Here is a 25205-nt window from a genome sequence, read left to right as displayed (position 1 = left end):
GTAGGCATTAAAAAAGCCCGAGTAAGACTCGAGCTTTTTAGATTCGACTAAACGAGAGTTGCTTACACGTAGTACGCTTCAACTTCGCCTTTCAGTTTGATCAGCATTGGGTTACCGAAACGGTCTTTTGCTTTAGGAGACGCAATTTTTACCCAACCTTCACTCACGCAGTATTCTTCTACGTCAGTGCGCTCTTTACCGTTGAAACGGATACCGATTTGGTGCTCAAAACATTCTTTGATGAAGAATGGGCTGCGTGGGTTACCTGCTAGGCGATCTGGTAGAGCTGGTTTTGCTGTATCTGTCATGTTTGTGACCTAAATTCCGTAAAAAAGTGCGCTATTGTAGTCAGTGCACAGTGAGTGTTCAAGATAACCTTCAACTAATCTGCTCTCGATACAACTTGGGGCTTGCGCCAGCTTTACGTTTGAATACGCGAGAAAAGTAGAGTGGGTCGGTATAACCAACGATACGACCAATGTGATTGACCGAATAGTTGGTGGTGACCAACAATTGTTTCGCTCGGCTAATACGTTGGTCGTCACGCCATTGAGTAATGGTCATGCCAACTTCATCTCGAAATAGATGCCCTAAGCGTGAGGCGGACAGGCAGGTGAAACCAGCGATGTCTTCTAGTGTGAAATTTTGATTCAGGTTCTGCGTCATGTAGTTCATCGCTTCAATAACACGAGGATCTAACGGTTTGCTCACCACATCAGGTTGAATGGTTTTACAACGAATCAGCAGTTGTTCCAGTAAGTTAATCGCGAGATCATCTCGATAAGGCATGTCTGATTTGGAAATGTACTCAATGTCGATGAATAGGCGTTCAATCTGAGAAATCGTGCTGTTATCCAATCCTTGAGTGAGATACACACCATTTCGTTGTTCATGCCAACACAACCAGTCATTCCAAAAGGCACGAGGACGAAAATAGACCCAGCGGTGAAACCATGATGCGTTGTCTTTTTTACGATGGTAGAAGTGCGTTGCGCTTGGTGGAAATAGCAATAAATCCCCGGTTTTGACATCAAAGGCATCATCACCATGAAATATCGTTCCTTCACCTTGGCTCGTGATGTTGATGATGAACCCTTTCATCCCGTTCGGACGATCAATCACAAAATCGAGCTCGTCGCCTTCGATAATGGGGGTAAGCCCAGCCACAAGGTGTGCGTCAAAGTTGTAGCCGGGTTTTAAAGGGTCGTTGTTTTGCATATTTCAACTAATTTACTTTTTCATCAGTCTATTCTGGAGCGGAAAAACTGTCGTCGTTATTCCTCACAGTTTTCTAGAACGATCCATTGTTTGGCAGAAAAGGCTTCTCGGAAAAAGTCCGTCTTAGCGGTTTTCGATAAGAAGTCACTTGGTAATCCATCTCTTTGGTGCTGCCACTTCGCACTTCGCGCTTGCTCGTTGTCTTCGACAGGTGAATCGACAACTTGTTTGATGGTATGACGGATATCAAGGCGAGTTGGAACCGTGTTTCTCGCCAAATACTCGATCACGAGAGCATCATCAGCAAAGTAGTAGTTCATATTGATGGATAAGGTTTCCGAATGGTGCAGTTGACACCATTGTTCGAGCTTTTCTGGCTTGTGCCTAAAGCGCCAATCAGCATCGTGAACGGCAATGAGTTGTCCGTTGTTTAATACTTCCATGGTGCCGATAAAGTGCGTTTTACCATCCCGCTGTAGCTCGAAACTCGCTGGTTGCTCAGTGGAAAGGTTGAGCGTCCAGCGAGTTTTTTCCAGTTGAAAAGTGGGCACGGTTTCTACGTCTGTATCATTCACTAATTGACTCCAAAGTGCTCCCTAAGCGGGAGCACATTTGTGTGGTTTAACCGAGACGGTAATACACTCCGTTGTTACGCAATTCTTGTTTGAACTGGCGTAAGTTGGTGCTGTTGTCAATCACAACCATTTCGATGCCAAGGATTTCAGCGTAGTCGGCAAGCATCGGCAATGTGACAGCTTGGCTGTACACTGCGTGATGTGCGCCGCCAGCGTGAATCCACGCGGCTGCTGCGATATTTAAGTTGGGCTGAGGTTCCCAAAGCGCGTGAGCTACAGGCAAATGTGGCAGTGACTGCGGTGGTGTGACGGTATCAATCACGTTGACGATCATTCTAAAGCGATCGCCAAGATCAATAATCGACACGTTTAACGCTTCGCCAGATTGGCCGCTGAAAATTAAGCGTGGAATATCGCAACGACAGCCAATGGTGTGACGATGAACTTCCAATCTTGGTTTCGCTGCTGCGATAGTTGGACAAACTTCTAGCATGTGAGCGCCTAACACTTGCCCTTTTTCGCCGAAGTTGTAGGTATAGTCTTCCATAAAAGATGTACCGCCCGGTTTGCCTTGCCCCATGACTTTCATGATGTGCGTCATCGCTGCAGTTTTCCAATCACCCTCTCCGCCGTAACCAAAACCTTTAGCCATTAAGCGCTGCGTTGCTAGTCCTGGTAAATTTGTTAAGCCAGTTAGGTTTTCAAACGTGTTGGTGAAAGCGCCTGCTCCAACAGATTTGAGGAAAGATTCCATCCCAAGTTCTAAACGTGCCTCTTGCGTCATCAGCTTTTTCAAATCAGAGTCGTTGAATAAGTCTGGAGACATCTCATACACGGATGCGTATTCATCTAGCTGGTGATTTACATCCGCATCTGATATCGAGTTGACTACGTCACTGAGCTCACCAAGACCGTACGCATTCACTTCATATCCAAACTGGATTTGCGCAGAGACTTTGTTGCCTTCCGTGACCGCGACTTGGCGCATGTTGTCGCCAAAGCGGGCGACTTTCAGGTGCTGACCTGCATTCACACCAATAGCGGCGCGACACCAATCGTCGATATCTCTATGCACTTGCGGTTCTTGCCAGTGTCCGACTACGACTTTACGTTCAATATTCAGACGGGTGCCAATGAAGCCAAACTCTCGGCAACCGTGCGCACTTTGGTTGAGGTTCATGAAATCCATGTCGATTTCATCCCATGGTAGCGCCGCGTTGAACTGGGTGTGAAGGTGTAAAAATGGCTTATTTAGCTGGGTTAGGCCGGCAATCCACATCTTGGCTGGAGAGAAAGTGTGCATCCACAGCATCAAGCCGATACAGTAAGGATCGTTATTGGCTGCGCGGCATACTGCGAGAATTTCATCCGGTGTTTTTACCGTGCCTTTGTTAGCAATAGAAACTGAAATGTCATCAGACGAATTTAATCCTGCAATGATTTCTTCGCTGTTTTGCGCAACGCTTTCCAATACTTGTGGGCCGTAAAGATGCTGAGAGCCTGTTACAAACCATACTTGTTTGTCGTTGAAAATCTTCATCATGTTTCCTTATTTTTTGCTTTGACCGTAGTAGGCGTTCGCGCCGTGCTTACGTAAATAATGTTTGTCGAGAAGCGAAGGGTTAAGAGTGTCTACCTCGGCATTGATTTGCAGTGTTTGCAAGGCCATGCCAGCGACAACTTCAACCACTACTGCATTGTGAACCGCTTGAGCAGGGCTTTTACCCCAAGTAAAAGGTGCGTGTTCTTTGACCAAAATGCCGGGTGACGCCATAACGTTTGAATCACCGATGGTTTCGACGATGACTTTGCCAGTGTTGAGCTCGTAGTTGTGCGCGATCTCTTCGTCGCTCAAGGCGCGAGTGCACGCAATTTGTCCGTAGAAATAATCCGCATGAGTTGTGCCCAACGCGGGAATTGCTCTGCCTGCTTGTGCCCATGCCGTTGCCTGAGGAGAGTGGGTGTGAACGATGCCGCCAATCTCCGGGAAATGGCGATAAAGCTCTAGATGCGTGGCCGTGTCGGAAGATGGGTTGAGTTTCCCTTCAACCACTTGGCCGTGCAGATCGACCACCACCATGTTTTCAGCATTCAGTTCGCAGTACTCAACACCGCTGGGTTTGATAACAACCAATCCAGATTCTCTATCGATGCCTGACACATTGCCCCACGTGAACGTCACAAGGTTATGACGTTGTAAATCCATATTGGCTTGCCAGACTTGGTGACGCAGCGTTTTGATTCGTTCGACTAATGAGTCGGCATCATTCCAGACGGTTTGTTCAGACATCTTCACGCTCCTGCGATTGGTGAAACTCCGCAATCTGCTCCATGTGTTGCCCAAGTTCGCGATACGTCGCGTAACGCTGTGCTCGTAATGTTTGCACTTTTGGTGTTGGTGAGTAGGTTTGACGAACAGGACTTGCCATCACGGCTTGTGCTGATTTGGTCGTCGGGTAAACGCCAGCTGCGACGGCTGCAAAAATCGCGGCCCCCAATGCGCAACATTGAACTGATTCGACCACGATGATGTCGCGACCAATCACATCGGCGCACATTTGCATCACGTAAGGGGATTTTTGCGCAATGCCACCAATGGCGATGACGCGTTCGACAGTGACATCTTGTTCTATAAAGCAATCGACGATCGCTTTTGCGCCATGCGCAGTGGATTCTACGAGTGCGGAGAAAATTGCAGGCGATGAGCTACCAAGGTTTAAGTCACATATTGCACCTTTAAGGCGCTGGTTCGCGTAAGGGGTTCGGCGGCCATTGAGCCAATCCATTGCAACCGGAGTATATTGGTCGATACCTTGCTGCTCGGCAGCTTGCGAGAGCATCGGCAAAAGTTCTGACGCAATTTCTTCGGCAGTTAAGGCAAAGTCTGGATTGTGTTCGGCATAAGCCTGTAGTGGCCACATTAAGACGTTTTTGAACCAGGCATACATGTCGCCAAAAGCGGACTGTCCGGCTTCAAGTGCTAGCAACTCGGGCATGGCACTGCCTTCGACTTGACCACAAATACCATGAATAGTGCGGTCACCGACGTTTTGTGATTCAACCATCAAAATGTCACAGGTAGAAGTGCCGATGACTTTAACTAAATCGTTGGCACCAGCACCGGCACCAACGGCACCCATGTGGCAATCAAACTCGCCGATTGCAATCGCGATGCCTTCTGGTAAGCCTAATTTTATTGCCCATGCTTTTGATAGGTGCCCGGCCGCCTGATCGGAGGTAAAGACTTCTGTGAACATACGGTCACGAATACCGTCTAACGTCGGTGAAATTGCGCTTAAAAACGCTTGTTCAGGTAGTCCGCCCCAGCTTTCATGCCACATCGCTTTGTGTCCCGCAGCGCAGATGCCACGACGCAATTTTTGTGGATGTTGAGTATCAGCCAAAATTGCTGGGATCCAATCGCACAGCTCGACCCAGCTGAAAGCGCGTTTTGCAACTTGTTCATCTTGTTCGCTGACCCAAGCCGCTTTTGCCCAAAACCATTCTGAAGAGTACACACCGCCGACGTAACGCGTGTAATCGGTGAATTTCCCCGAATGGGCGAGTTCATTAATTCGATCTGCTTTGGCTACGGATGTGTGATCTTTCCAGAGGACGAACATTGCATTTGGGTTGTGCTCAAACTCAGGAAGCAGCGCCAAAACAGTGCCGTTTTCATCTATTGGAGCTGGGGTTGAGCCTGTTGTGTCGACGCCTATGCCGACAACAGAATCGGCCAGAGTCTGTGGCACTGTCGCCAGTACCTCTTGGATTGCGCTGGTCATTGCATCCAAATAATCTTGCGGGTGATGTCTGAATTGCGATTGCGCAGGTTGGCAATATAGCCCCTTCATCCATCGTGAGTAGTACACCACAGACGAGGAAACTTCCTGGCCTGTTTCGGCATTAACAATAAGCGCACGTACGGAGTCCGATCCGAAGTCCAAACCAATTACATGCTGCTGATGTGTATTTATTGTGTCCATGACAACTCCAACTTTTGGTCAGCAAACTAAATCTACTTGTTGTTATAGCCAGAGCAGGTGGGTTATCCCATAAATAGGGTTGCTAAGTTTATGGACAAAAACGTCACTGGGTGTTTTTTGTGTCCTTTTTAACACCTTTATATATTGCTCAAAAATTAAGTGTTTTTGGCCATAATTAACGTTTGCTTTGGGGTTTGAGCGATATTTGAAAGTTGCTAGTCGCACAATTGAGAGCTGCTTCATAGCCTCTGTAGCTAAATGAATGGACAAAATTGCTACATTTTTCCGCTGTGATTTTTATCACTAACAAATGGTCAAGGATGCACAAATATGTACAGCGAACACTCACCTCTACCAGTGGATGGATAACAATGAAATTAAAAAAACTACTCACAATCGCTGCCCTATCTAGCATGACAATGCTCAGTGCCTCTGCTAACGCTTTTTTTGGCTCCAATGACGATAACGTCAGACTTGGTTACCTCGTGAAGCAGCCGGAAGAGCCTTGGTTTCAAACCGAGTGGTCTTTTGCGGAAAAAGCAGCGAAGCAATACGATTTTGAATTGGTCAAGATGGCCGTGCCTGATGGTGAAAAAACGCTGAATGCCATTGATACGCTTGCTGCCAGCGGGGCGAAAGGTTTTGTCATTTGTACGCCAGATCCAAAGCTTGGCCCTGCGATTATGGCCAAAGCGAAAAGCTACGATTTGAAAGTCATTACCGTTGATGATCAGTTTCTAAACGCGAAAGGCGAACCGATGAAAGAGGTGCCTTTAGTGATGATGGCGGCGAGTGAAATTGGTTACCGTCAGGGCTCAGAGCTGTTTAAGGAGATGACGAATCGTGGATGGGATGCCGCTACAACAGGTGTTATGGCCATTACTGCTGACGAACTAGATACCGCTCGTCGCCGTGTGGATGGTTCTGTAAAAGCACTTGAAGATGCTGGCTTTCCTAAATCTCAAATCTACCGTGTTCCGACCAAAACGAATGACATCCCAGGTGCGTTAGATGCCGCTAACTCACTGTTGGTTCAATATCCAAAGGTTAAGCAATGGCTGATTGTTGGTATGAACGACAACACGGTTTTAGGTGGTGTACGCGCGACTGAAGGCCAAGGTTTTGCCGCTGAAAACGTGATTGGTATTGGTATTAATGGTGTCGATGCCGTGAATGAGTTGGCGAAGTCAAACGCTACGGGTTTCTTTGGCTCACTATTGCCAAGCCCTGACGTGCACGGCTTTAAGAGCATCGAATCACTTTACAAATGGGTGAAAGAAGATGTGCAGCCAGAGAAGTTTGTGGAAGTCACCGATGTTGTGCTGATCACTCGCGACAACTTCCGTGAAGAGCTACAGAAAAAAGGTCTTTAAGCCTATTTGCGGCGGTGCAATGACCGCCGCTCTTTCGGGAAACGGAGAGAATGATCATGATAAATTCCCCTTCTTACCTTGAGTTTTGCAACATATCGAAGCATTTCCCAGGAGTTAAGGCATTGAGCAACATTAGTTTTCGCGCCAACAAAGGCAGTATTCATGCGCTAATGGGTGAAAACGGTGCAGGTAAATCAACGTTGCTTAAAACTCTCAGTGGCTTACACCAACCTACTGAAGGCGAGTTGGTCGTCGATGGTAAAGCTTTGGTGTTCAACTCAGCGACTGATGCGCTTGAGCAAGGTATCGCCATTATTTACCAAGAGCTGAACTTGGTACCTGAGCTTAGCGTGGCAGAAAACATCTACCTAGGTCAGTTGCCAACAAAAGGTGGCAGTGTAGATGTGGAAACATTGAACGCCCGAGCGCGAGAACAGCTAAAACGTTTGGGGGAGGATTTTGATCCTTCTCGCCCACTTAAAGAGTTTTCTATCGGCCAGTGGCAAATGGTGGAAATTGCCAAAGCACTAAGCCGCAATGCTCAGATTATCGCGTTTGATGAACCAACCAGCAGTTTGTCTCAACGCGAGATTCAAAACTTATTCAAAGTTATTCGCGAATTGCGCGATGACGGCAAAATCATTCTGTACGTTTCCCATCGTATGGAAGAGATCTTCGATTTGTGCGATGCCATTACCATCTTCAAAGATGGGACACATGTACAAACATTTGACGACATGACCGACTTAACCCATGAAAAATTGGTTGAGCTAATGGTCGGTCGTGAAATCAACGATATCTACAACTACCGTTCGCGTTCTCTAGGCGAAAGTGGCCTACGCATTGAAAACCTTGAAGGCAAAGGGTTAACCCAACCAGTCTCACTCGATATTCGTCAAGGTGAAATTCTGGGTCTGTTTGGTTTAGTTGGGGCAGGGCGAACAGAACTAACCCGTCTCATTTTCGGCGCGGAAAAAGCGCAAGCCGGACAAATTTACATTCATGGGCAGCCCATCAGTGTCAGAAGTCCACAAGATGCGATTCGCGCAGGCATTACGTTATGTCCAGAAGACCGTAAAGCGGACGCTATCGTTCCTATTCTCTCGGTGGAAGAGAACACCAACATCAGTGCTCGTCCATGGAATTTGAAATTGGGCGGTTTGATCGATTTCAAATGGGAAAGAGACAACGCAGAGCAGCAACGTAAGGCTTTGAACGTTAAAACCGCCTCACTACAACAGGCTATAGGGCAGTTGTCTGGTGGTAACCAACAAAAAGTGATTCTAGGTCGCTGGCTCTCCACCGATATGAGTGTGATTTTGTTGGACGAGCCAACACGAGGCATTGACGTTGGTGCGAAATCAGAGATCTACGAACTGATTTTCAACCTTGCTGAGCGCGGTGTCACTGTGCTGGTGGTGTCGAGTGATTTGCCAGAAGTTCTTGGTATATCCGATCGCGTAATGGTGATGAAAGAAGGTGCGGTAACAGGTGAACTACAGCGCCATGAGTTTAAAGAACAAACTGCTTTGAGTTTAGCCATGCTAGGCAACAACCAAGCTGCTGCATAATAAAGGAATATCCTATGTCTGTAACAAGCTCTACGAAAATACTAGAACAACAGGACGCGAAGCGTTCATGGAATTTTGCTGGGATTTGGGACCGATTCGGCATGCTGATGGTGTTCGCTGGTCTGTTTTTATTGTGTGCTTTCTTTGTGCCTTACTTCGCGACGTTCATCAATATGAAAGGTCTGGGTTTGGCGATCTCTATGAGTGGCATGGTGGCGTGTGCCATGCTGTTTTGCTTGGCGTGCGGTGATCTGGATTTGTCGGTCGCGTCCATCATTGCTTGCTCTGGTGTGGTTACCGCCGTCGCAATTAACGCAACCAGCAGCGTGGTACTTGGTGTGGGCGCAGGTCTACTTTCTGGCGTTGCCTTTGGTCTGTTAAACGGTTTTGTCATTGCTAAGTTGCAAATCAACGCACTGATCACCACTTTGGCGACTATGCAGATAGCACGAGGCTTGGGCTACATCATTTCAGATGGTAAAGCGGTGGGCATCACAGAAGAGAGCTTCTTTGCACTGGGTAACTCATCATTCATTGGTATTCCAACGCCTATTTGGTTGACGATCATTACCTTTGGAGTCTTTGCTTTCTTGCTGAATCGCACCGTTTATGGTCGTAACACGCTCGCGATTGGGGGCAATGAAGAAGCGGCTCGCTTAGCGGGTGTGAATGTCGTGAAAACTAAGATGATAATCTTCACCGTGTCTGGCTTTATCTCGGCATTGGCGGGGGTTATTTTGGCGGCGCGTATGACCAGTGGTCAGCCTATGACGTCTGTGGGCTTTGAATTGGTGGTTATCTCTGCCTGTGTCCTTGGTGGTGTGTCGCTAAAAGGTGGTATCGGTAAAGTCTCTTACGTGATTGCTGGCGTGCTGATTTTGGGTACAGTCGAAAATGCAATGAACCTTCTTAACATGTCACCATTCGCGCAATACGTCGTGCGCGGTGCAATATTACTTGCTGCTGTTATTTTTGACCGCTACAAACAAACCAGCCGCGCATAATGCTCTTTCTACTTGGTATCACTTCCAAGTGAACACAAGCCCAAAACAGCCATGATTTTATGGCTGTTTTGGGTTTAACTCTCGAATAAGACCCTACAACCCCTTCAAATACTGCGCGTTGGTTGTTTGTTGAATCATGGCATTCAGCGTTTGGACGGCTTGTTCACTGTGATCTTCAAGTAGAGCTAAGAACGCGTCAATCAACTCAGGTTTGCTTGCTGAGACTTTCGTTTCGGTCTGGATATCACGCAGATCGATCAACACATCGGTAAACAATTGCGGCAGATCGTGCAGCACTTGCAGGTTTAAGACGTTGTGCTCGCTGTAGATTGAATTGTGGCTGCCTTTCTGTTTTTGCACCACGTAAGGATTGTCTTTTAAGTTGATGATAGACGTGCGTTTATCACAGCGTTTCAAACAACCTTTGTTGACCTTCACCTTACGGCATCCTTCGGTTTGTTGGAACAAACATTGGCGGCTCGTGAGTAGGGTATTTGGATGATAAATGCTGTAGAAGCTGCGCATGTTTTTCGGACGCTTGATATGGCGCATCTGCTTCATATTCAGCTCGTTAGAAACAAACGCGCCACTTGCCGCGAACTCGTCTTGAAGGCATTTAAACGCGTATGAGTTCACCGTGTTCATTTGTGGGCCTGCCACCCAGCCTAAGCTGAGCTCTTTTGCGATCATGCTGACGCCTGAGTTGTTGGTGATCGACAACTCAGGTTGGATGGTTTCCAAAAATACGCGCGCGGCTTGGTAGTCTTCGCCAATCAAAATGGCAGGGAACCAAGGTTTGAGCATTGGGTTGGCTTGGAACAATTCAATCATCGCGCTCAGTTCACCAGACAATCCCATTGGCAACTGATAGTAAACATCAATGTCGCGGTATTCGCACAGCATGGCTTCTTGTGCTGACGAGATCAGAATCGATAATTTTGGAGCACCTTGGCGAGGGTCTGGTTGAGGTAACGCTGGCAGAGTTGGCACATCAATCGACCCTTTCAAGCTGCTGCCGGATACTTGTGTTGAAGTGACATCGAACGACTTAGTTTGCTCTGCCACTTTCTCAATGATCGCGGTTTTGTCGTCGTAGAGTTTCTTTTTCACCGCTTGCACATCATCAGCAGACTGACATTGATAAACCTTCGAAAAATGCTTTACAGCGTGGTCGCGCGGGTTGTCGATGTACATCGCCTTGCCGAAATCACCTTGCAAAAATGCGTTGGAGAAATCGCGGTTGAACACCGTGTATAACTCGGTGGTGTCTTCAGAGAGTTCCAAACCCTCGCACAAGCGATCGATTTGCTGACGCCAATTGTCGACCACGGTATAGACGTAGTGCGATTTCTTGATTCGTCCTTCCACTTTTAATGAATACACGCCAGCATCGGCAAGCGCTTTCAAGTCCCCAAAGGCGGAGTTGTCTTTCATATTGAGTGGGTAGTTGTTGCCCGTTTTGGTCGTTTCGTACTGTTCGCGACAAGGTTGGCTGCAGCGTCCACGGTTACCTGATGCACCATTGCGAGCGGAACTGATATAGCAAATTCCGGAGAATCCGATGCAGTATGAGCCGTGGACAAACACTTCCATCATTACGTTGTGCTCGCGACCAAATTGCGCCAGATGTTTTATTTCATCGATGTTAAGTTCGCGAGATAAGTTTACTCGGCTTGCGGTGAGCTGGTTGAGAAAGAGGATCTGGCCTTCGTTATGCGTGTTTAGTTGCGTTGAAGCGTGCACATCCAAATCGGGAAAGTGATGTTTGAGAATGTAGGCCAGACCGAGATCTTGCACGATCACGCCATCGATTTTGGTGGTGTTCAGTTGGCTGAGTAAGCGAACAATCGCTGGAATTTCACTTTCTAAAATCAGCACATTCAACGTTAGGAAAATCTTACAGCTGTGCTGATGGGCCAACGTTAACACGCCATTTAAGTTATCTAAGGTGAGGTTGGTCGCTCGGTTACGAGCATTGAAGCGGTCGAGCCCACAGTAAATTGCATCGGCGCCAGCGGCAATGGCGGCTTTGATGGAATCTAAATCACCACCGGGTGCTAATAACTCAAATTGATCGCGTGTCACTATTTTTCTCTTTCTTACTAAAATTGGCTGTAAATGTTACGTATTTCACGCTTTTGATGCTCAGCTAGTTAACGCTTTATTAATCTGAATCAATTAATCCGTGTTACACGGTCGACTCTTGAGTGGGTAGAGTGCAATTCGCGATAGCGGAATCTGACTTCTATAGTTTTCCTACACTTGGTTTTTCTATATCTAGTTTTCGACTCAGAGAGAGGAAGGGACGACAAATGAAAAAAGTAATCATCGGGTTGGTAGTGGCGTTGACGTCATTGAGTGCGTTGGCTGGTGAGGGTGTGGTAACCGTTGCGAGCACGCATTCAGCAAAAGATACGGCGGATAAATTTGTCGCTATCGCGCAAGAAAAAGGGTTGAACGTCTTTGCGCGCATTAACCATCAAGAGAATGCCACGAAAGTCGATATGACGTTGCGACCAACCGAAGTTATCGTGTTTGGGAACCCTAAAGTGGGCACGCCACTGATGATCTGTGCGCAGGAAGTGGCGCTCGATTTACCCCAAAAAGTGTTGGTGTATGAAGATGCTGAAGGCAAAACGTGGTTAGCTTACAACGATCCGATGTATTTAAAGCAGCGCCATCATATTGAAGGCTGTGACGAGGTATTGAACAAAATCAGCGGCGTGCTGGGCAATTTAACCAACGCGGCGGCGAAGTAGAGCTGGTTATTGGCTTCTCTTTTTACCTCCGAAAACGAAAAAGCCAACCTCACAAGGAGGTTGGCAAATCTTACCTAGATTGGGGGAGGTAAGATCAGGAGGTGGCGAGTACGCTGTGCACCTCTGACTTTATTGAGTCAGACTGCGTGCCGAAAATCGCTTGTAAACTGTCGCCAATTACCAACACATCTCGCGCGCCGAGCGCTTTTAGCTTAGCAACATCAACGTTGGCAATGTCTTTCACCGAGACACGCAGACGAGTGATACACGCATCGACTGACTTGATGTTGGCTTTGCCGCCCAATGCCGCTACTACATCCACCGCAATTTCATCAGGCTGTCCGGCAATCTTCTCTTCTGCAATGTCGGTTTCACGGCCCGGCGTTTTCAGATCCAATTTCACAATTAGGAAGCGGAACAAGCCGTAGTACAGCGTCGCCCAGATTGGACCGATGATGATGAACATCCACGCGTTGCTCGACATTGGGTAGTAAAGGAAGAACTGGATCGCGCCGTGCGCAAAGTCCGTACTGTGTTTGATTTCCAAAAATGCGGTGATCGCAAACGCAATACCAGTTAGGAAAATATGGATTACGTACAGCACTGGGGCGACGAATAAGAAGGTAAATTCGATTGGCTCTGTGATACCGGTTAACCAAGAGGTCAACGCCGCAGACATCATCAAACCGCCGACGATTTTCTTACGCTCTGGAGACGCGCAGTGGTAAATCGCCAGTGCCGCTGCTGGTAGCGCCCACATGGAGTACATAAAGCCACCAGACAGATACCCCGCGGTTTTATCGCCCGCGAAGAAGCGAGTGAGCTCACCGGTAAACTCTTTACCGGTTTCTGGGTCTACATAGCTGCCGACTTCGAAGAAGAACGGCGCATTCCAGATGTGGTGCAAACCAACCGGGAGTAATGAACGTTCGCCTGCGCCGTAAACCGCCCACGCGAGAACAGGGTTTTGGTACGCTGCCCAATGAGAAAATGCATCAAGAAGTTGTCCGACAGGTGGCCATGCAAACGCGAGAATCGCACCAACAACGATCGCCGATAGACCGGTGACAATTGGCACAAATCGCTTACCCGCGAAGAAGCCCAAATATTCCGGCAGTTTGATGTTGTAGAAGCGGTTGTACATGATTGCCGCGACCGCGCCGATAAAGATGCCGCCAAACACCCCGGTTTGCAGCGTCTCAACGCCCATGATGGTGGCGTCAGTTTCTAAGCCACGCAAGCCTGTCACGATACCGAGCGATGCGTTCATAATAATTAGGCCAACTAAGCCAGCGAGCGCCGCGGCACCGTCATTACCTTTTGATAACCCGAGCGCCACACCGACCGCAAACATCAACTGCATGTTGCCGAACACGCCTTCACCGGCGGCGAGCATCACTTTGTTGACCGCGTCTGGAATAAACGCAAACCCCGCATTACCAATCCCCAGCATCAAGCCGGCCACCGGTAACACCGCCACAGGCAGCATCAACGACCGCCCTATTTTTTGTAGTTGTCCAAATATACTTGCAAACATGGTTTCCTCCTGACGAATGCCAGTGTTGTAGGACCTGATTCCTTCAGGTCATGTTGTTTCACGTAAGGTCAGGATGATCATAGCGAGCAAGGCGGCGCCCAAGGTTACAAAAGGCAATCAGTTTGTAAGAGGCTACTTACAAATCTCTCGTACCAAGAAGTGAGAATTGCAGTCAGCTCGATTGTACGTGAGCGCTTAAAAATGCATCATATTAGCCAACGAGAGGTGGGAGAGAGAAGGATGGAAAACAAGCAGATACTGGTCGTTGATGACAACCTCGACCTTCGCGAAGCGTTGTCGGATTACCTTGGTCGCGCTGGGTTTGAGGTGCTCTGCGCAGAAAACGGCGGTGTGATGTGGCAACGGCTCAACGATCACCACCCTGATTTGATCATCCTCGATATTATGATGCCCGGTGAAGACGGCTTTACCCTGTGCCAGAAACTGCGCAAAAACTCCGACATTCCGATCATCATGCTGACTGCCGTCACCGAAGAAGCCGACCGAGTCGCCGGGCTAGAAATGGGCGCTGACGACTACATCACCAAGTCATTCAGCCCGCGTGAACTGCTCGCACGCATCAAAACCATCCTTAGACGCAGCCAATCCACCGCCAATACCAAACTGACGCGTAAAGTGCGTTTTGATGATTGGGTGTTAGATACCGTCACCCGCCAGCTTACCCATATCGTCAGCCGAGAGGTCAAACAGCTCAGTGGGGCCGACTTGTCACTGCTCGGTTTGTTCGTCAACCACGCTCAGTCGATCCTGTCGCGTGATGATATTGCCCGCGAAATTTGGGGACGCGATGCCGACCCGTTTGAACGCGGCATCGACGTGCAAATCAGCCGCTTACGTCATCACCTTGAAGATAAAGACCGCTCGCTGATCCTAACGGTGCGCAATAAAGGCTACATGCTGACCACGGACGTGCACTATGAGAATTAAACGCTGGACGGGATCACTGGTCGTTCGTACCAGTGTGTTCTTGTTGCTGGTGATCATTCTGGCGCAGGTATTATCCGGGATTATCTGGTATCAGCATGCCAGCGAGCGAGACAAAGAAGGCCTTAGCACCACGGTCAAAAGCCTCGCGCTAAGCGCCTCTTCCACCATCGCCTTCTTTCAAACCCTGCCCTCTGAATATCGCCACTTGGTGCTCAATCAACTACGCAACATGGGCGGCACACGCTTTTTCGTCTCACTCAACAATCACCAGATTGATGTCGACCCGCTACCGGAAAGCGAACGCAAAACCCTAGTCATCAACCAAGTTCGCGAGGTATTGGAAAGCGAGCTGAGCGGCATTCCTAACATCAAGGTAGAGTTCACCCAGCGCGACAAACTCAAGGTATTCAACAACGAGCTACCTATCGACGAACTGCCACTATTGTGGGCGCATTATTCGCTTTCGTTTGGTGACCTCAATCCACCCATTCTGGTGATGCAGGTCGAAGTAGCACAGAACGAATGGTTTTATCTCGCGGCGGTGCTGCCCGCACCTTACATTAATCTGGAAACCAACTATTTTGAGCTGCGCCAATGGTTGACGCTTTTGCTGTCCGCGCTAATGCTGTTGCTGTGTACTTGGTTTATTGTCCGCAAAGAAATTCAACCAATTCGCGAGCTGGCAAAAGCCGCAACCCTGATGTCGAGCCGATTAGACGTGCCCGAAGTGTCTGAGCGAGGCAGTAACGAACTGAAAGCGGCGGTACGTGCGTTTAATAAAATGAATCGACGCATCGACAGCCACATTAAAGACCGCGAAATGCTGTTCAGCGCCATCTCCCACGATCTGAAAACGCCAATTGCCTGCCTAAAACTACGAGCGGAAATGCTGGATGACGACGCCGACCGAGAGCGTTTTACCCGCCTGAGTAACGACCTAGATTTGATGGTCAAAGGCGCATTGCAATGCATTAAAGAGACCGATATCCACGAGGAAATCGAGCCGATCAATGTCACCCAACTGATCCAGCACATCTCCGCCAATATCGCCGATGCGCCGGACTCGATTCGTATCCACGGCGAAATCCGCACCCACTTTGCCGGTAAACCACTAGCGATTAAGCGCTGCATTCAGAATCTGGTCGATAACGCGCTTAAATACGGCCATCAAGCGGACATTACGCTGAGTGAAAGCCCTGAATCGATCCAGATTGAAATTGAAGATCACGGCGATGGCGTTGACGAGCTGTTATTAGAAAAGCTCTGCCACCCTTACTTCCGCGCTAGCAACGATAAAGAAGGCAGTGGCTTGGGGTTAACCATTTCACAGAGCATTGCAAAGGCTCACGGCGGCAGTTTGTCGCTGAGCCATTCTCAGTTTGGCGGCCTCTGCGCCACGCTGACTTTCCCGAGAGACTGACTATGAACAAACTGGCATTCTTGTTCCCATTGCTGCTTGCCCCTTGCTTCGCTCACGCTGAACCGCCACAAGAAGTAGAGTTTTTACATTGGTGGACTTCTGACGGCGAACAGCAAGCGCTGCAAACCCTTAAAGCGCAGCTGAAACAACACGACATTGAACTGCTGCAAAGCCCGGTGCTAGGCGGTGGCGGCGACAGCGCGATGACGGTACTGCAAGCACGCGCGCTGGCGGGTAATCCACCGAGCTTCGCGCAAATCGAAGGGCCAAGTATTAAAGCTTGGGATGCCATCGGCATTTTACACAACGTTAGCGCGGTTGCCGATGAGCAGCGCTGGGATGAGGTGCTCTACCCGCTGTCTATCGAAATCAACAAGACGCAGAATGGCTACGTTGCGTTGCCACTGACGCTGCACCGTTTGAACTGGTTGTGGGTCAATCACAAGCTACTTAAACAACTGAATCTTTCCGCGCCGAAAAACTGGCAAGAGATGTTCGCTGCCATGGAGCTCGCCAAGCAAAATGACATCGTGCCGATCGCAGTCGGTGAGCAGCCGTGGCAAGTCGCCCAACTTTTCGAGAACTTAGTGATCTCCACTGGCGGCGTTGAGTTCTACACCAATGCAATGGTTAAACTTGAGCGAGACAGCATCGACAGCGATACCCTGCGCCAAGCGTTGACGCAATTTCGCCGCCTGAGTTTGTTGATCGACAACCAATTACCCGACAGTAAGTGGGATACGGCGACCCAAGCGTTAGCCGACGGTCAAGCGCTGTTTCAAATCGGCGGTGATTGGATTTTGGGTGAGCTGCTCGCCAATCAAGTCTCGGTTCCGCAAGAGGTCGGCTGTTACCCAACGCCGGACAGCGATGGTGTATTCCTCTACAACATGGACAGTTTGGTGTTTATGTCGAGCAAGTCGTTTTCTGCCGAGGCTGCTCAGCAAACCGCAAGCGCGCTGGCAGACGTCGAGTTTCAAGCCAAGTTCAATAAGGTAAAAGGCTCGATTCCGGTACGCACCGATATCGACATCAGCGATTTTAATCCGTGTCAGGTCCAGTCATATCAAGATTTTCATTACGGCGTTAAACACAACCTCGCTGTGCCGAGTATGATTGATTCGATGGCGGTCAATCCGGTTGCTCAGCAAGCGATAAACTCGGAAATCTTCCGTTTTTACCGCAATCCCAAGATGGAACCCGACGAGCTGATAAAACGCATTATTGCTATTTCGCAAAGCGGTTAATGGCAATGAATTTGTGCTGAGATGGAATAAAAAAGCCCCAATGATTGGGGGCTTGAATGAAGCGAAGTATGCCGTTTAAAAATAGTAGAAGATCGGCGGTTCATGCATCAAGAAGTTTTGATGGGAGATGTTCCACGCATACGCGCCCGCTAAGGTAAACACAACATAATCACCAATATCGACGTGGGCGACGTGTTGATTGCGTGCCAGCACATCTTTGGGCGTACAAAGCTGGCCGACAAAGGTCGCTTGTGCATGCTGAATTGGATGAGAAATCTCATGGTGTTGCTCGCTTTTCAGGATGACGAATGGATGATCATGGCTCTGCGCTGCTGGCGTGCGGAAATGGTGGGTTCCTCCGCGTGCGATGACAAAGTTTTCGCCAAGATTTTGCTTAATATCCAGCACTTCCATTACGTAATAACCGCATGCCGCCGTGATGAACCGTCCGCATTCAAAACGCAGTGTCCAATGTTGCACTTGCTCTTTAGCGATGAGGAATTCCAACTTGTCGCAAAACTCCATCCACGGAAAGTGTTGCTCAGGGTTTTGGTAGTTGATGCCCATGCCGCCGCCCAAGTTGATCATCAGCTCACCGAGTTCAAACTCTTGTTGCCACGTTTTCACGACTTGGAAATAGCGCTGCATTAACGCTAAGTGACGTTCAACATCAAGCTGATGCGACATCAAGTGAAAATGGAAACCTTTCAGTGACACTTGCGGGAAATCGCGCAGCAACATTAAAGCATTACTCAGTTCGGACTCGTCCAAACCAAAAGGAGTTGGCTTGCCGCCCATCGCCAACTTGCTGAGCGTGATGTCGCCAATATCAATGTTCATACGCAAAAAGATCGAAGCAGGGCGGTTGAGGCGCTCGGTTATTGCTCCAATGCGTTGCAGCTCGGTGAGGCTTTCGACATGAATTGCATCAACATCCAGCTCAATCGCTTGTTGCAATTCACTTGGCATTTTTCCTGGGCCACCGAAGATCAATGGCTTATCGAGTTGTTGCTGGTGGAGGTGTGTCAACTCCCCGCCAGATGCCGCTTCAAAACCATCGACATACGGCGCGAGCGTTTTGAGAATAGGGCCTGATGGATTGGCTTTGGCTGCGTAAAATAGCTCGACATTTTTCGGCAAAACGTGACGCAGTTGTTTGATGTGTTCTCCTAAGGCTTTTAGGTCATACACGTACGCGCACAAGGGTTGATTTTGCTGCTGTGCGAGCGTGTGAACTTGCTGGCTAACGCGTGTCGGTAGGGAGAGTGAATTAGACATGTTGCGCTCCTTTTTCGTGTTGCTGCCAAGGCGCGGCGACTTGGGTATAGCCCGACTCCTTATCGGCTTTTTGCATCAAACGCGTGGTGAAATTATTTTTGCTTGGGAAGTGACCGCCATTCTGCAACGCTTCTAGTTCCGGCTGTTTTCCATTCACTGATTGCCAACGCGCAATGGCACTTTGCACCGCATTCCACAGCGTTTGCTCTAGTGGCTCATCACCTTCTGCGATGAAGAAAATCGCTTCGCTGATGTTGTTGATAAAGGTGCAGTATCCGATGCGATTCCAGCCTTGTTCGCGACTGTAGTAAACCGATTGTCGCGCGCGTTCAGACAAATCAGTTAATGTTTCTGCTGGCCAGAACTCCGGCAGTAATTTAGTGCCTTCCAAATCACGAATCCAAACACAACACGGCATCTCTTGCTCAAAGCCAATCAGGGTGTTTTGCAAATGTGGCTCAAATGCTACCCCGTGTTTGAAGTAGTAGTTAAACACACCTGGGATCAGGCAATGCAAATAGCGTTCGAACCACAGTGTCGCGATGTCGGAATAGCGATTTTGCGTTGTACGCGCTTTGTTTTTAAGGCGTTGAGCAATGCAACTGTTGCCGTTTTTGTCGTAAGCAAACAGAGCGCCAGCGAGGGTTGGTTTTAAAATGTCGACTTCGCTCAGCGAGAAATTTTCGCGGTACAAAATCCCAAACGATTCGCGTGCTTTGGTGTTGTCGTCCCAATTGCGCTCAGCGACACTTTCAAGGTTCAACGTGGTGGCGTAAGGCTCCGTCATCACTTTAAACACCGGGTTGTGCAGCTGTTCGTTTTCTCGAATCGGTTTGAGAATCGACGTAAGCTGCACGGCGCTGTCGAGTTCGTACCACGCGTTTTTGCGCACGCAATTGGTTAATCGTACGTTGATGGAGAATTTCGCAAACCAGTCCATGTCTGGGTGGTAGAGGGTACGAACCGAAGAGGTCGGCTGCATCTTTTCACCACCTAAACCCAGTGGCGTGATCTTGCCTTGCTCAATGGCACGCTTCACGCTTGGATTGCTCAAAATGGTGTAGCTTTCCCAAGGATGGCAAGGGTAGAGGGTCTTCCCATTGCTGGTGGCGTGTTGTGGCGCGAGCTGTTGTAGCATGCGCTGCGCAGGGTTAGCTTCTCCGTCAGAACTCAGCACATCAAGTAGGGACGTATCCACTTCAAACCAGTACAACGGCACTTGCGCGCCAACTTCTGGAGAAAACGCCAAGAGATCATCCATGGTGACGCCCGAACGACTTTTCGGGGTCGGATGGAAAGTATGCCCCCAAATCAGAGATTGTTCCGAAGCGATAAATTCGTTGTGATGCGATTTGGGCGCGACGTTGAGAAACTGCTCGGTAACCAGCACGCTATTTTCCAGTTGTTCGATCAGCTCATGGTTAAATGGGATCGCCAACACCTGCTTGAGATAGTTAAGCAAAAGCGTAAGAGTTTGCGTGGCATCCAATTTCGCCCAACCAGATCCCGGCATTTTCGCCCACGGCAGTTCTGCCAATTTGATTTTGCCCAGTTTGCTCGCGTAGTGAATCGGCAAAACCAGCACGCCATTTTGTTGAGACAGATGAATGGCTACGCGTTGTTGCGCGGAATAGTTGCGTTTTAATGTTTGGGGTAGCGATGTCGATTGGTAGTGCCATTCCACTTGTTGATTCGGTAGCGCAAATTCACGTAAGTAACAATTAAGAACACCCATTATCGTGTTGAGTTGGGCTTTCTCACGATTGAGCTGCACATCATGCGCGTGCAACTCGCTAGTCTGAGAGGATTGAGTTTGTAACATGTTGATTTCCAAATTTTGAATGGAGAACCAGTGCGATCAAGGTGATTACGCTGACTATCGCAGAAAGTAGGAAAGGAACCTCAAGTAGCCCCAAACTAGAAATGAAAGAAGCGCAAAATCCCGCCGCCACGCCACCCCATTTGGACATGGCATCAAAGCGAGAAAATACTTTGCCACTGAGTTTGCGATCCAGATTGCTCGCAAGATGCTGATGCAATCCGTGATAACAACACACCATCGCGATGCCGAAGATAATTCTCGCAGCAATGAGTGCGGTTTCGGACGCAATTAAATGCAAGGCAGAGCTCACGGCAAGCAATGCAAACCCAAGCCACAACGTGCGCAGCGGTTGATGGCGATTCAGCCCATCTGACAACACGTGGATTTTGCCTGCCAGCAACAGATAGACGCCATGCGGCAGTGCGTACATAAAACCGATCCATGCGTGGTTATTGATGCCATATTGCTGCACAAACGGCGAGAAATAAGGAAAGGTCACCACCATAGAAAACGCAAACCCGAACTGAGCAAAGAAGATCCAGCGAATGGCATGCATTGCGTTTTTCTTTGCAACAGGTTGTTCTTGCTGAGATTCTGAGTTTGGCTTTTCGAGGTTTTGTTCGGCGGGTTTATCCGCAGGCAGTGTTAGCGTGATGCCCATAGCAATTAAAGGCAAAACGCATAACCAAAGGTATGCGTTGAGCGGGTTGGTCTCTGACAAGCTCCAGCCGAGCCCTATGGGCGCAACGATCAGCGCCAAGCGAGCAGATAGTTGGGTTTTATTGAGTGACTTGCCGAGTGTTTTGGCTTCTTTAATTTGACTAGATAAGTAGCTGTTCGAGGCGGCCATGGTGCCGCCAAAGGTTCCTTGAACAATAAGACCAAACACAAACATGGCGAGGTTGTCTGCCAAGCCGCACAGCGCAAACCCTGCTGCAAGGCCAAGTTGCGCGCGCAAGAGTGAGCGGCGGCGACCGTAGCGATCAGCAAAGTTGCCCCAAAATCGCGCTGCCAACGCAGTACAAAACGTGGGTAGGATAAACAACACACCTGCCCAGTCTGCATCAATGCTTGCGCCTAACGTTGGCAACACGACGGGTAGAAATAGCGGCATACCTAACGCGGCAAACGCAGCGATAAAGTGGCACAACAACACACTGTAGATGAGTTTGGTCATAATCGTTTAACGTACGCTTTTTTTGATGGCTTCTAAGTAGGCGCGTTGCGCTTCTTCGCTAGAAAGCAGCAAGAAGTTCGGAGCCGACAAACCATAGAACTTATTGATGTCGCTCGCGCCAGAGGCTTCTTTCGAGAGCAAACTGCCAGAGCTCAACAAGTACTTGGCGTACAAATCAGGTGCTTCTTGCAGTAACTCGCGTGCCAGTTTTGTCTCTAACCCTTCGCCTTCTAATCGGTTGAGTTGCTCTGCAATGCTTTTGGCCACGATGGCGTAAAGCGATGCTGAAGAGGCAATGCCCTTCGCAGCCATGGCTTCTACAATCGCTGCAATATCCAGTTGTAATGTGATGGTGGTAAACATCTGACCGAGCGCCAATTCATTGTCGACTTTGATGCGTTGGTCGAGCAGTTCATCACAATCCACGGGAGTTGTTCCTACGCCGTGTTTTTGGGCAGCATGCTCTGTAGCAAAGTGAAAGCGCTCAGGCCAAATTCGCGCCGCGTCGTTGTCTTTCATCGCGAGCGTCATTTTGCCCTGTTGATCAAATGCAACGATGGCGTTTTGCTGGTTGGACTCCAATGCGATGCCATAACGAAGCCACAAGGTGAGGTGCACTTGGCATAATAGGTCGACGTAATCTTGGTACCACGCCAGCGTATCTTGTTGATAGTACTGCTCTGCCAAATGTTCTAAGAACAAGCGGTCGTCAGGCATTGGGCTTGCCAGTGCGGCAACCGGAACTAACGCTTTGTCTTTGCAATGAGTAAGTGGGTACTCACGTACGATGTACGCGAAGGTTTTATCCTCACCGACGTGTCCACCGTGTTTTTCGTTGCAATGGAACAAGCGAGTGTTTAAGTCGGCGTCCGTTTGCTCAAGGTGGCTGAGTAGGCGTTCAAACCAGTGGCCGTCATACAGTGTTGAAGGCTTGATTAAGCGAATGTTTTTCGTGCCTAGCGATCGCATGATCAGCGGAACTTTGATGTGAATATGCGGCGCGTCGTTGACGACCACAGTACGAACGGAAAGCGTTGGCGTCACGTCTAGGTACATAAACGGCGCTTCTATCATGCCTTCGGGTAAGGCTTCTAAAGAGCGAAGGGTGAGCGGATGCGCAGGGAACAGTACGTGGCTCAGTGCAAAATCAGCAGGAAGCCCCACTTGCTCCATTGTTGGCCAGCAATCAGGTTGTTCGCTGGTTAATGTCACCAGTGATTTTTCAATCGCAATCCAATGCAGAGCAAAGCTTTGTGCGAACTCGGGCGCGTACTTAGCAAGGTCTTCATCGCTCAGACCAAACTTCGCCCGCGCAGTTGGATAGTACGGGTGGTCAAGGTAAGAAGCAATCTGGTCGGCAAGCAGTAGCTTTTTATGCCAAGAGCCAAGCTTGGATATTGGTTGAGAAATGTGGTCGGCGTGGTGACGAAACGCTTGGTCACACAGTGCTTTGTGTTTCTCTGCGCATTCCAGTTCTTGAAGATACCCCGCCAACAATTCGTGAGAGCTCTCATGCGCAAGTGTCGTTAGTAGCGCAATCCACTCTTGATAATGCTGCTGATGCTCGACTTGGCCATTTTTCTCCACCCACCAACCTAGCGGCGCTTCGCCATTGGTTTGGCCGTAACACCAATGCTGCATGTAATACGTTGGCACAACAGGTAAATAGAGCGTGAAATCCGGATTATCAAAGGTTAGCCAGACTTGCTCGCGTTGAGGAACAATTACCCCTTTTGGTGCGGCGCTACTGAACTTGGCGTTCGATAAAATGCCAAACATGTCTTCGCGCAGGCAAGTATCGATCAATCGTTGGGTTAGGTATAAAGCGTTGTGATTCATGCTGCCACCTCGCGAGTCGGAGCTAGATTGAAATTGTTAAGCGCGTTCTGCAGTGCTTGGTCGAGGTTTCGCCCCGATGGCGAGACAATCGAAATTCGGGCGAGATAATCCTTGTTGGAATAACTCTGTTGGAAGAGTTCTCCCGCGGTTTTTAGTACCTGTTGCTGGGTGATGACATCGCCATCGTGTTGGATGAAGGAGGTCGAATCTCCATCAATCACACCACTGTGCTCCGCAACCACATAGTGCACGTGTGCTGAGCCATGAATTTGGTAATCGCCGTCCAATCTTCGGCCCAAATGCAGACCCAAAATTGTGCTAAACCAACCGAAGTGAGCGAGATTGTTGAGCAAGAATTCGCGACCGTCCCCAATGCTGCGGTAGTTAATTTCCACCAGAACTGGGCCGTTTTCCGTGATGATAAATTCGCTGTGGCAAACTCCAAAGCCAACGCCGAACGCTTTCAGTTGAGCCAAGCAAGCTTCTCGGTGAGCAATGCAGTTTAGTCCGTTCCAGTCTGCGGCCGTTTCGATAAAGTAAGGCGGTTCAGAGAGCGACACATCAAAACCGCCCACGGCGATAAGGCGCTCACCATCTCCTAAAGTTTCTAGCGTAACCAACGGCCCTTGAAGGAATTGCTCCACCAGAATGGCGGCGTTTGGGTGTTTTTGCCAAAACGCATCGCAGTATGCGTCGAGCTCGCTTTGGGTGTCACAGCGCTGCACATCCAAACTCGCCACGCCTTCTTTGGGTTTTGCTACGACAGGGAAGGCCATGCCTAATGCCACATTCGAATGTCGGTGCAACAAACAGCTTTGTGTGTTGGGTAGGGCTTTTTCATTCAACACTTGTCGAGTTAAGTGTTTGTTTTTGGCCTTTAACGTGACAGACCAATCTTTGGCCGGTAGACCAAAAAATTGTGCGCATATGGCGGTGGAAGTTTGTAAGTGATCACTATTGCTGAAAATAGCGTCGGGTTTTAACTCATTCTCAGTGATGGTTTCGATGATCTCCAAGGGATTGAAGACATCGCACTCTAGAATGGTATCCGGATTAAAGTGACTATCACGACTTGCCAGTTCTAAATGGCTGAGCTTGTGATCGGTGATAAGAACGACGTGGAGGTCCATCGCTTTAGCTGCAGGCACGAAGCCGTGAGTGACTGCATCATTAACGACATGACTTACGATAATCATCGTAGATTTCATGAGCTTTCCTAATTTTCTAACATTTCCTAACGTTGATACTGTCTGCTCACAGTCGGCTTCCAGTGTGCCTCTCGCGAGGCTACGGGGCAGAAGGTTTGGTCTTTATTGTTATTGTGTTTGATTTTTTGTTGTTGCTTGTGTTTTTAGGGTAAATAAATATAGAGCATAAAATTAATATTGCAAATGTAAATAATATTTGTTCTTATTTCTATCCGTTGGCTTTATAACAACTAAACGGAATTA

At 48.8% G+C, this 25205-nt stretch carries 20 protein-coding genes; 7 read left to right on the top strand and 13 right to left on the bottom strand.

Going from position 1 to position 25205, the window contains the following annotated elements; genetic code table 11:
- Positions 1-62 precede the first annotated feature (62 nt).
- The 6 genes from UF05_RS12175 to UF05_RS12150 all read right to left on the bottom strand — a co-directional run bounded on the left by UF05_RS12175 (position 63) and on the right by UF05_RS12150 (position 5779).
- On the bottom strand, positions 63-308 hold the full coding sequence (locus UF05_RS12175; protein ID WP_005460424.1) for a DUF3297 family protein: 246 nt from the start codon (positions 306-308) through the stop codon (positions 63-65).
- Between the two features lie 70 nt (positions 309-378).
- Positions 379-1218: an arabinose operon transcriptional regulator AraC gene (araC, locus tag UF05_RS12170; RefSeq protein WP_045545586.1), complete on the bottom strand. Its 840-nt coding sequence runs from the start codon at positions 1216-1218 to the stop codon at positions 379-381.
- A gap of 56 nt (positions 1219-1274) precedes the next feature.
- Positions 1275-1793, bottom strand: a complete 519-nt coding sequence (locus UF05_RS12165; RefSeq protein WP_005500066.1) for a hypothetical protein — start codon at positions 1791-1793, stop codon at positions 1275-1277.
- A 46-nt stretch (positions 1794-1839) separates the two neighbouring features.
- On the bottom strand, positions 1840-3333 hold the full coding sequence (araA, locus tag UF05_RS12160; protein WP_045545585.1) for an L-arabinose isomerase: 1494 nt from the start codon (positions 3331-3333) through the stop codon (positions 1840-1842).
- A gap of 9 nt (positions 3334-3342) precedes the next feature.
- Complete coding sequence (locus UF05_RS12155; RefSeq protein ID WP_015313687.1) at positions 3343-4083, bottom strand: L-ribulose-5-phosphate 4-epimerase; 741 nt, start codon at positions 4081-4083, stop codon at positions 3343-3345.
- Positions 4076-5779 carry a ribulokinase gene (locus UF05_RS12150; protein WP_045545584.1) on the bottom strand — a complete coding sequence of 568 codons (1704 nt, stop codon included), beginning with the start codon at positions 5777-5779 and terminating at the stop codon, positions 4076-4078. Before UF05_RS12150 ends, UF05_RS12155 begins: the two co-directional genes overlap by 8 nt.
- Before the next feature lie 371 nt (positions 5780-6150).
- Here UF05_RS12150 and UF05_RS12145 point away from each other — a divergent pair, with 371 nt between their 5' ends.
- The 3 genes from UF05_RS12145 to araH are packed head-to-tail and all read left to right on the top strand — an operon-like array spanning position 6151 to position 9727.
- Complete coding sequence (locus UF05_RS12145; protein WP_025637498.1) at positions 6151-7152, top strand: arabinose ABC transporter substrate-binding protein; 1002 nt, start codon at positions 6151-6153, stop codon at positions 7150-7152.
- Positions 7153-7208: 56 nt separating this feature from the next.
- Complete coding sequence (gene araG / locus UF05_RS12140; RefSeq protein WP_005460653.1) at positions 7209-8723, top strand: L-arabinose ABC transporter ATP-binding protein AraG; 1515 nt, start codon at positions 7209-7211, stop codon at positions 8721-8723.
- 14 nt (positions 8724-8737) lie between these two features.
- Positions 8738-9727 carry an L-arabinose ABC transporter permease AraH gene (gene araH, locus UF05_RS12135; protein WP_005477508.1) on the top strand — a complete coding sequence of 330 codons (990 nt, stop codon included), beginning with the start codon at positions 8738-8740 and terminating at the stop codon, positions 9725-9727.
- Between the two features lie 93 nt (positions 9728-9820).
- Here the strand turns inward: araH and UF05_RS12130 are convergent, their stop codons facing one another.
- The gene (locus UF05_RS12130) at positions 9821-11812 is read right to left on the bottom strand and encodes a U32 family peptidase (protein WP_045545583.1); all 1992 of its coding nucleotides are present in this window, start codon (positions 11810-11812) and stop codon (positions 9821-9823) included.
- A 227-nt stretch (positions 11813-12039) separates the two neighbouring features.
- On the opposite strand from UF05_RS12130, the gene UF05_RS12125 reads away from it, so the two are divergent.
- Positions 12040-12486, top strand: a complete 447-nt coding sequence (locus UF05_RS12125) for a DUF302 domain-containing protein (protein WP_005383492.1) — start codon at positions 12040-12042, stop codon at positions 12484-12486.
- Between the two features lie 94 nt (positions 12487-12580).
- On the opposite strand, the gene ptsG is transcribed toward UF05_RS12125, so the two are convergent.
- Positions 12581-14023, bottom strand: coding sequence for a glucose-specific PTS transporter subunit IIBC (gene ptsG, locus UF05_RS12120; RefSeq protein WP_079859327.1), 1443 nt, complete (start codon positions 14021-14023; stop codon positions 12581-12583).
- A gap of 240 nt (positions 14024-14263) precedes the next feature.
- Between ptsG and UF05_RS12115 the strand changes: the two genes are divergently transcribed.
- From UF05_RS12115 to UF05_RS12105, 3 genes are read left to right on the top strand one after another with little or no spacing between them, the layout of a single operon-like run.
- Positions 14264-14971: a response regulator gene (locus UF05_RS12115; protein ID WP_045545581.1), complete on the top strand. Its 708-nt coding sequence runs from the start codon at positions 14264-14266 to the stop codon at positions 14969-14971.
- The gene (locus tag UF05_RS12110; protein ID WP_045545580.1) at positions 14961-16391 is read left to right on the top strand and encodes a sensor histidine kinase; all 1431 of its coding nucleotides are present in this window, start codon (positions 14961-14963) and stop codon (positions 16389-16391) included. Before UF05_RS12115 ends, UF05_RS12110 begins: the two co-directional genes overlap by 11 nt.
- A gap of 2 nt (positions 16392-16393) precedes the next feature.
- Positions 16394-17638 carry an ABC transporter substrate-binding protein gene (locus UF05_RS12105; RefSeq protein WP_045545579.1) on the top strand — a complete coding sequence of 415 codons (1245 nt, stop codon included), beginning with the start codon at positions 16394-16396 and terminating at the stop codon, positions 17636-17638.
- A gap of 75 nt (positions 17639-17713) precedes the next feature.
- On the opposite strand, the gene UF05_RS12100 is transcribed toward UF05_RS12105, so the two are convergent.
- The 5 genes from UF05_RS12100 to UF05_RS12080 are packed head-to-tail and all read right to left on the bottom strand — an operon-like array spanning position 17714 to position 24962.
- A complete protein-coding gene (locus UF05_RS12100; RefSeq protein WP_045545578.1) occupies positions 17714-18916 on the bottom strand; it encodes a type III PLP-dependent enzyme in 1203 nt (400 codons plus the stop codon).
- On the bottom strand, positions 18909-20738 hold the full coding sequence (locus tag UF05_RS12095; protein ID WP_045545577.1) for an IucA/IucC family protein: 1830 nt from the start codon (positions 20736-20738) through the stop codon (positions 18909-18911). Before UF05_RS12095 ends, UF05_RS12100 begins: the two co-directional genes overlap by 8 nt.
- A complete protein-coding gene (locus tag UF05_RS12090) occupies positions 20710-21915 on the bottom strand; it encodes an MFS transporter (RefSeq protein ID WP_045545576.1) in 1206 nt (401 codons plus the stop codon). Before UF05_RS12090 ends, UF05_RS12095 begins: the two co-directional genes overlap by 29 nt.
- A 6-nt stretch (positions 21916-21921) precedes the next feature.
- Entirely contained in the window at positions 21922-23754 is a 1833-nt protein-coding gene (locus UF05_RS12085) for an IucA/IucC family protein (RefSeq protein WP_045545575.1), read from the bottom strand.
- Complete coding sequence (locus tag UF05_RS12080; protein ID WP_045545574.1) at positions 23751-24962, bottom strand: ATP-grasp domain-containing protein; 1212 nt, start codon at positions 24960-24962, stop codon at positions 23751-23753. The genes UF05_RS12085 and UF05_RS12080 overlap by 4 nt, the downstream gene beginning before the upstream one ends.
- Positions 24963-25205: the final 243 nt, after the last annotated feature.

This window comes from Vibrio sp. S457-15 (genome assembly GCF_000960545.1).
Lineage (GTDB): Bacteria > Pseudomonadota > Gammaproteobacteria > Enterobacterales > Vibrionaceae > Vibrio > Vibrio parahaemolyticus.
Note: the sequence above shows the minus strand (reverse complement) of the source record. Positions and strands in the feature narration are given on the sequence as shown.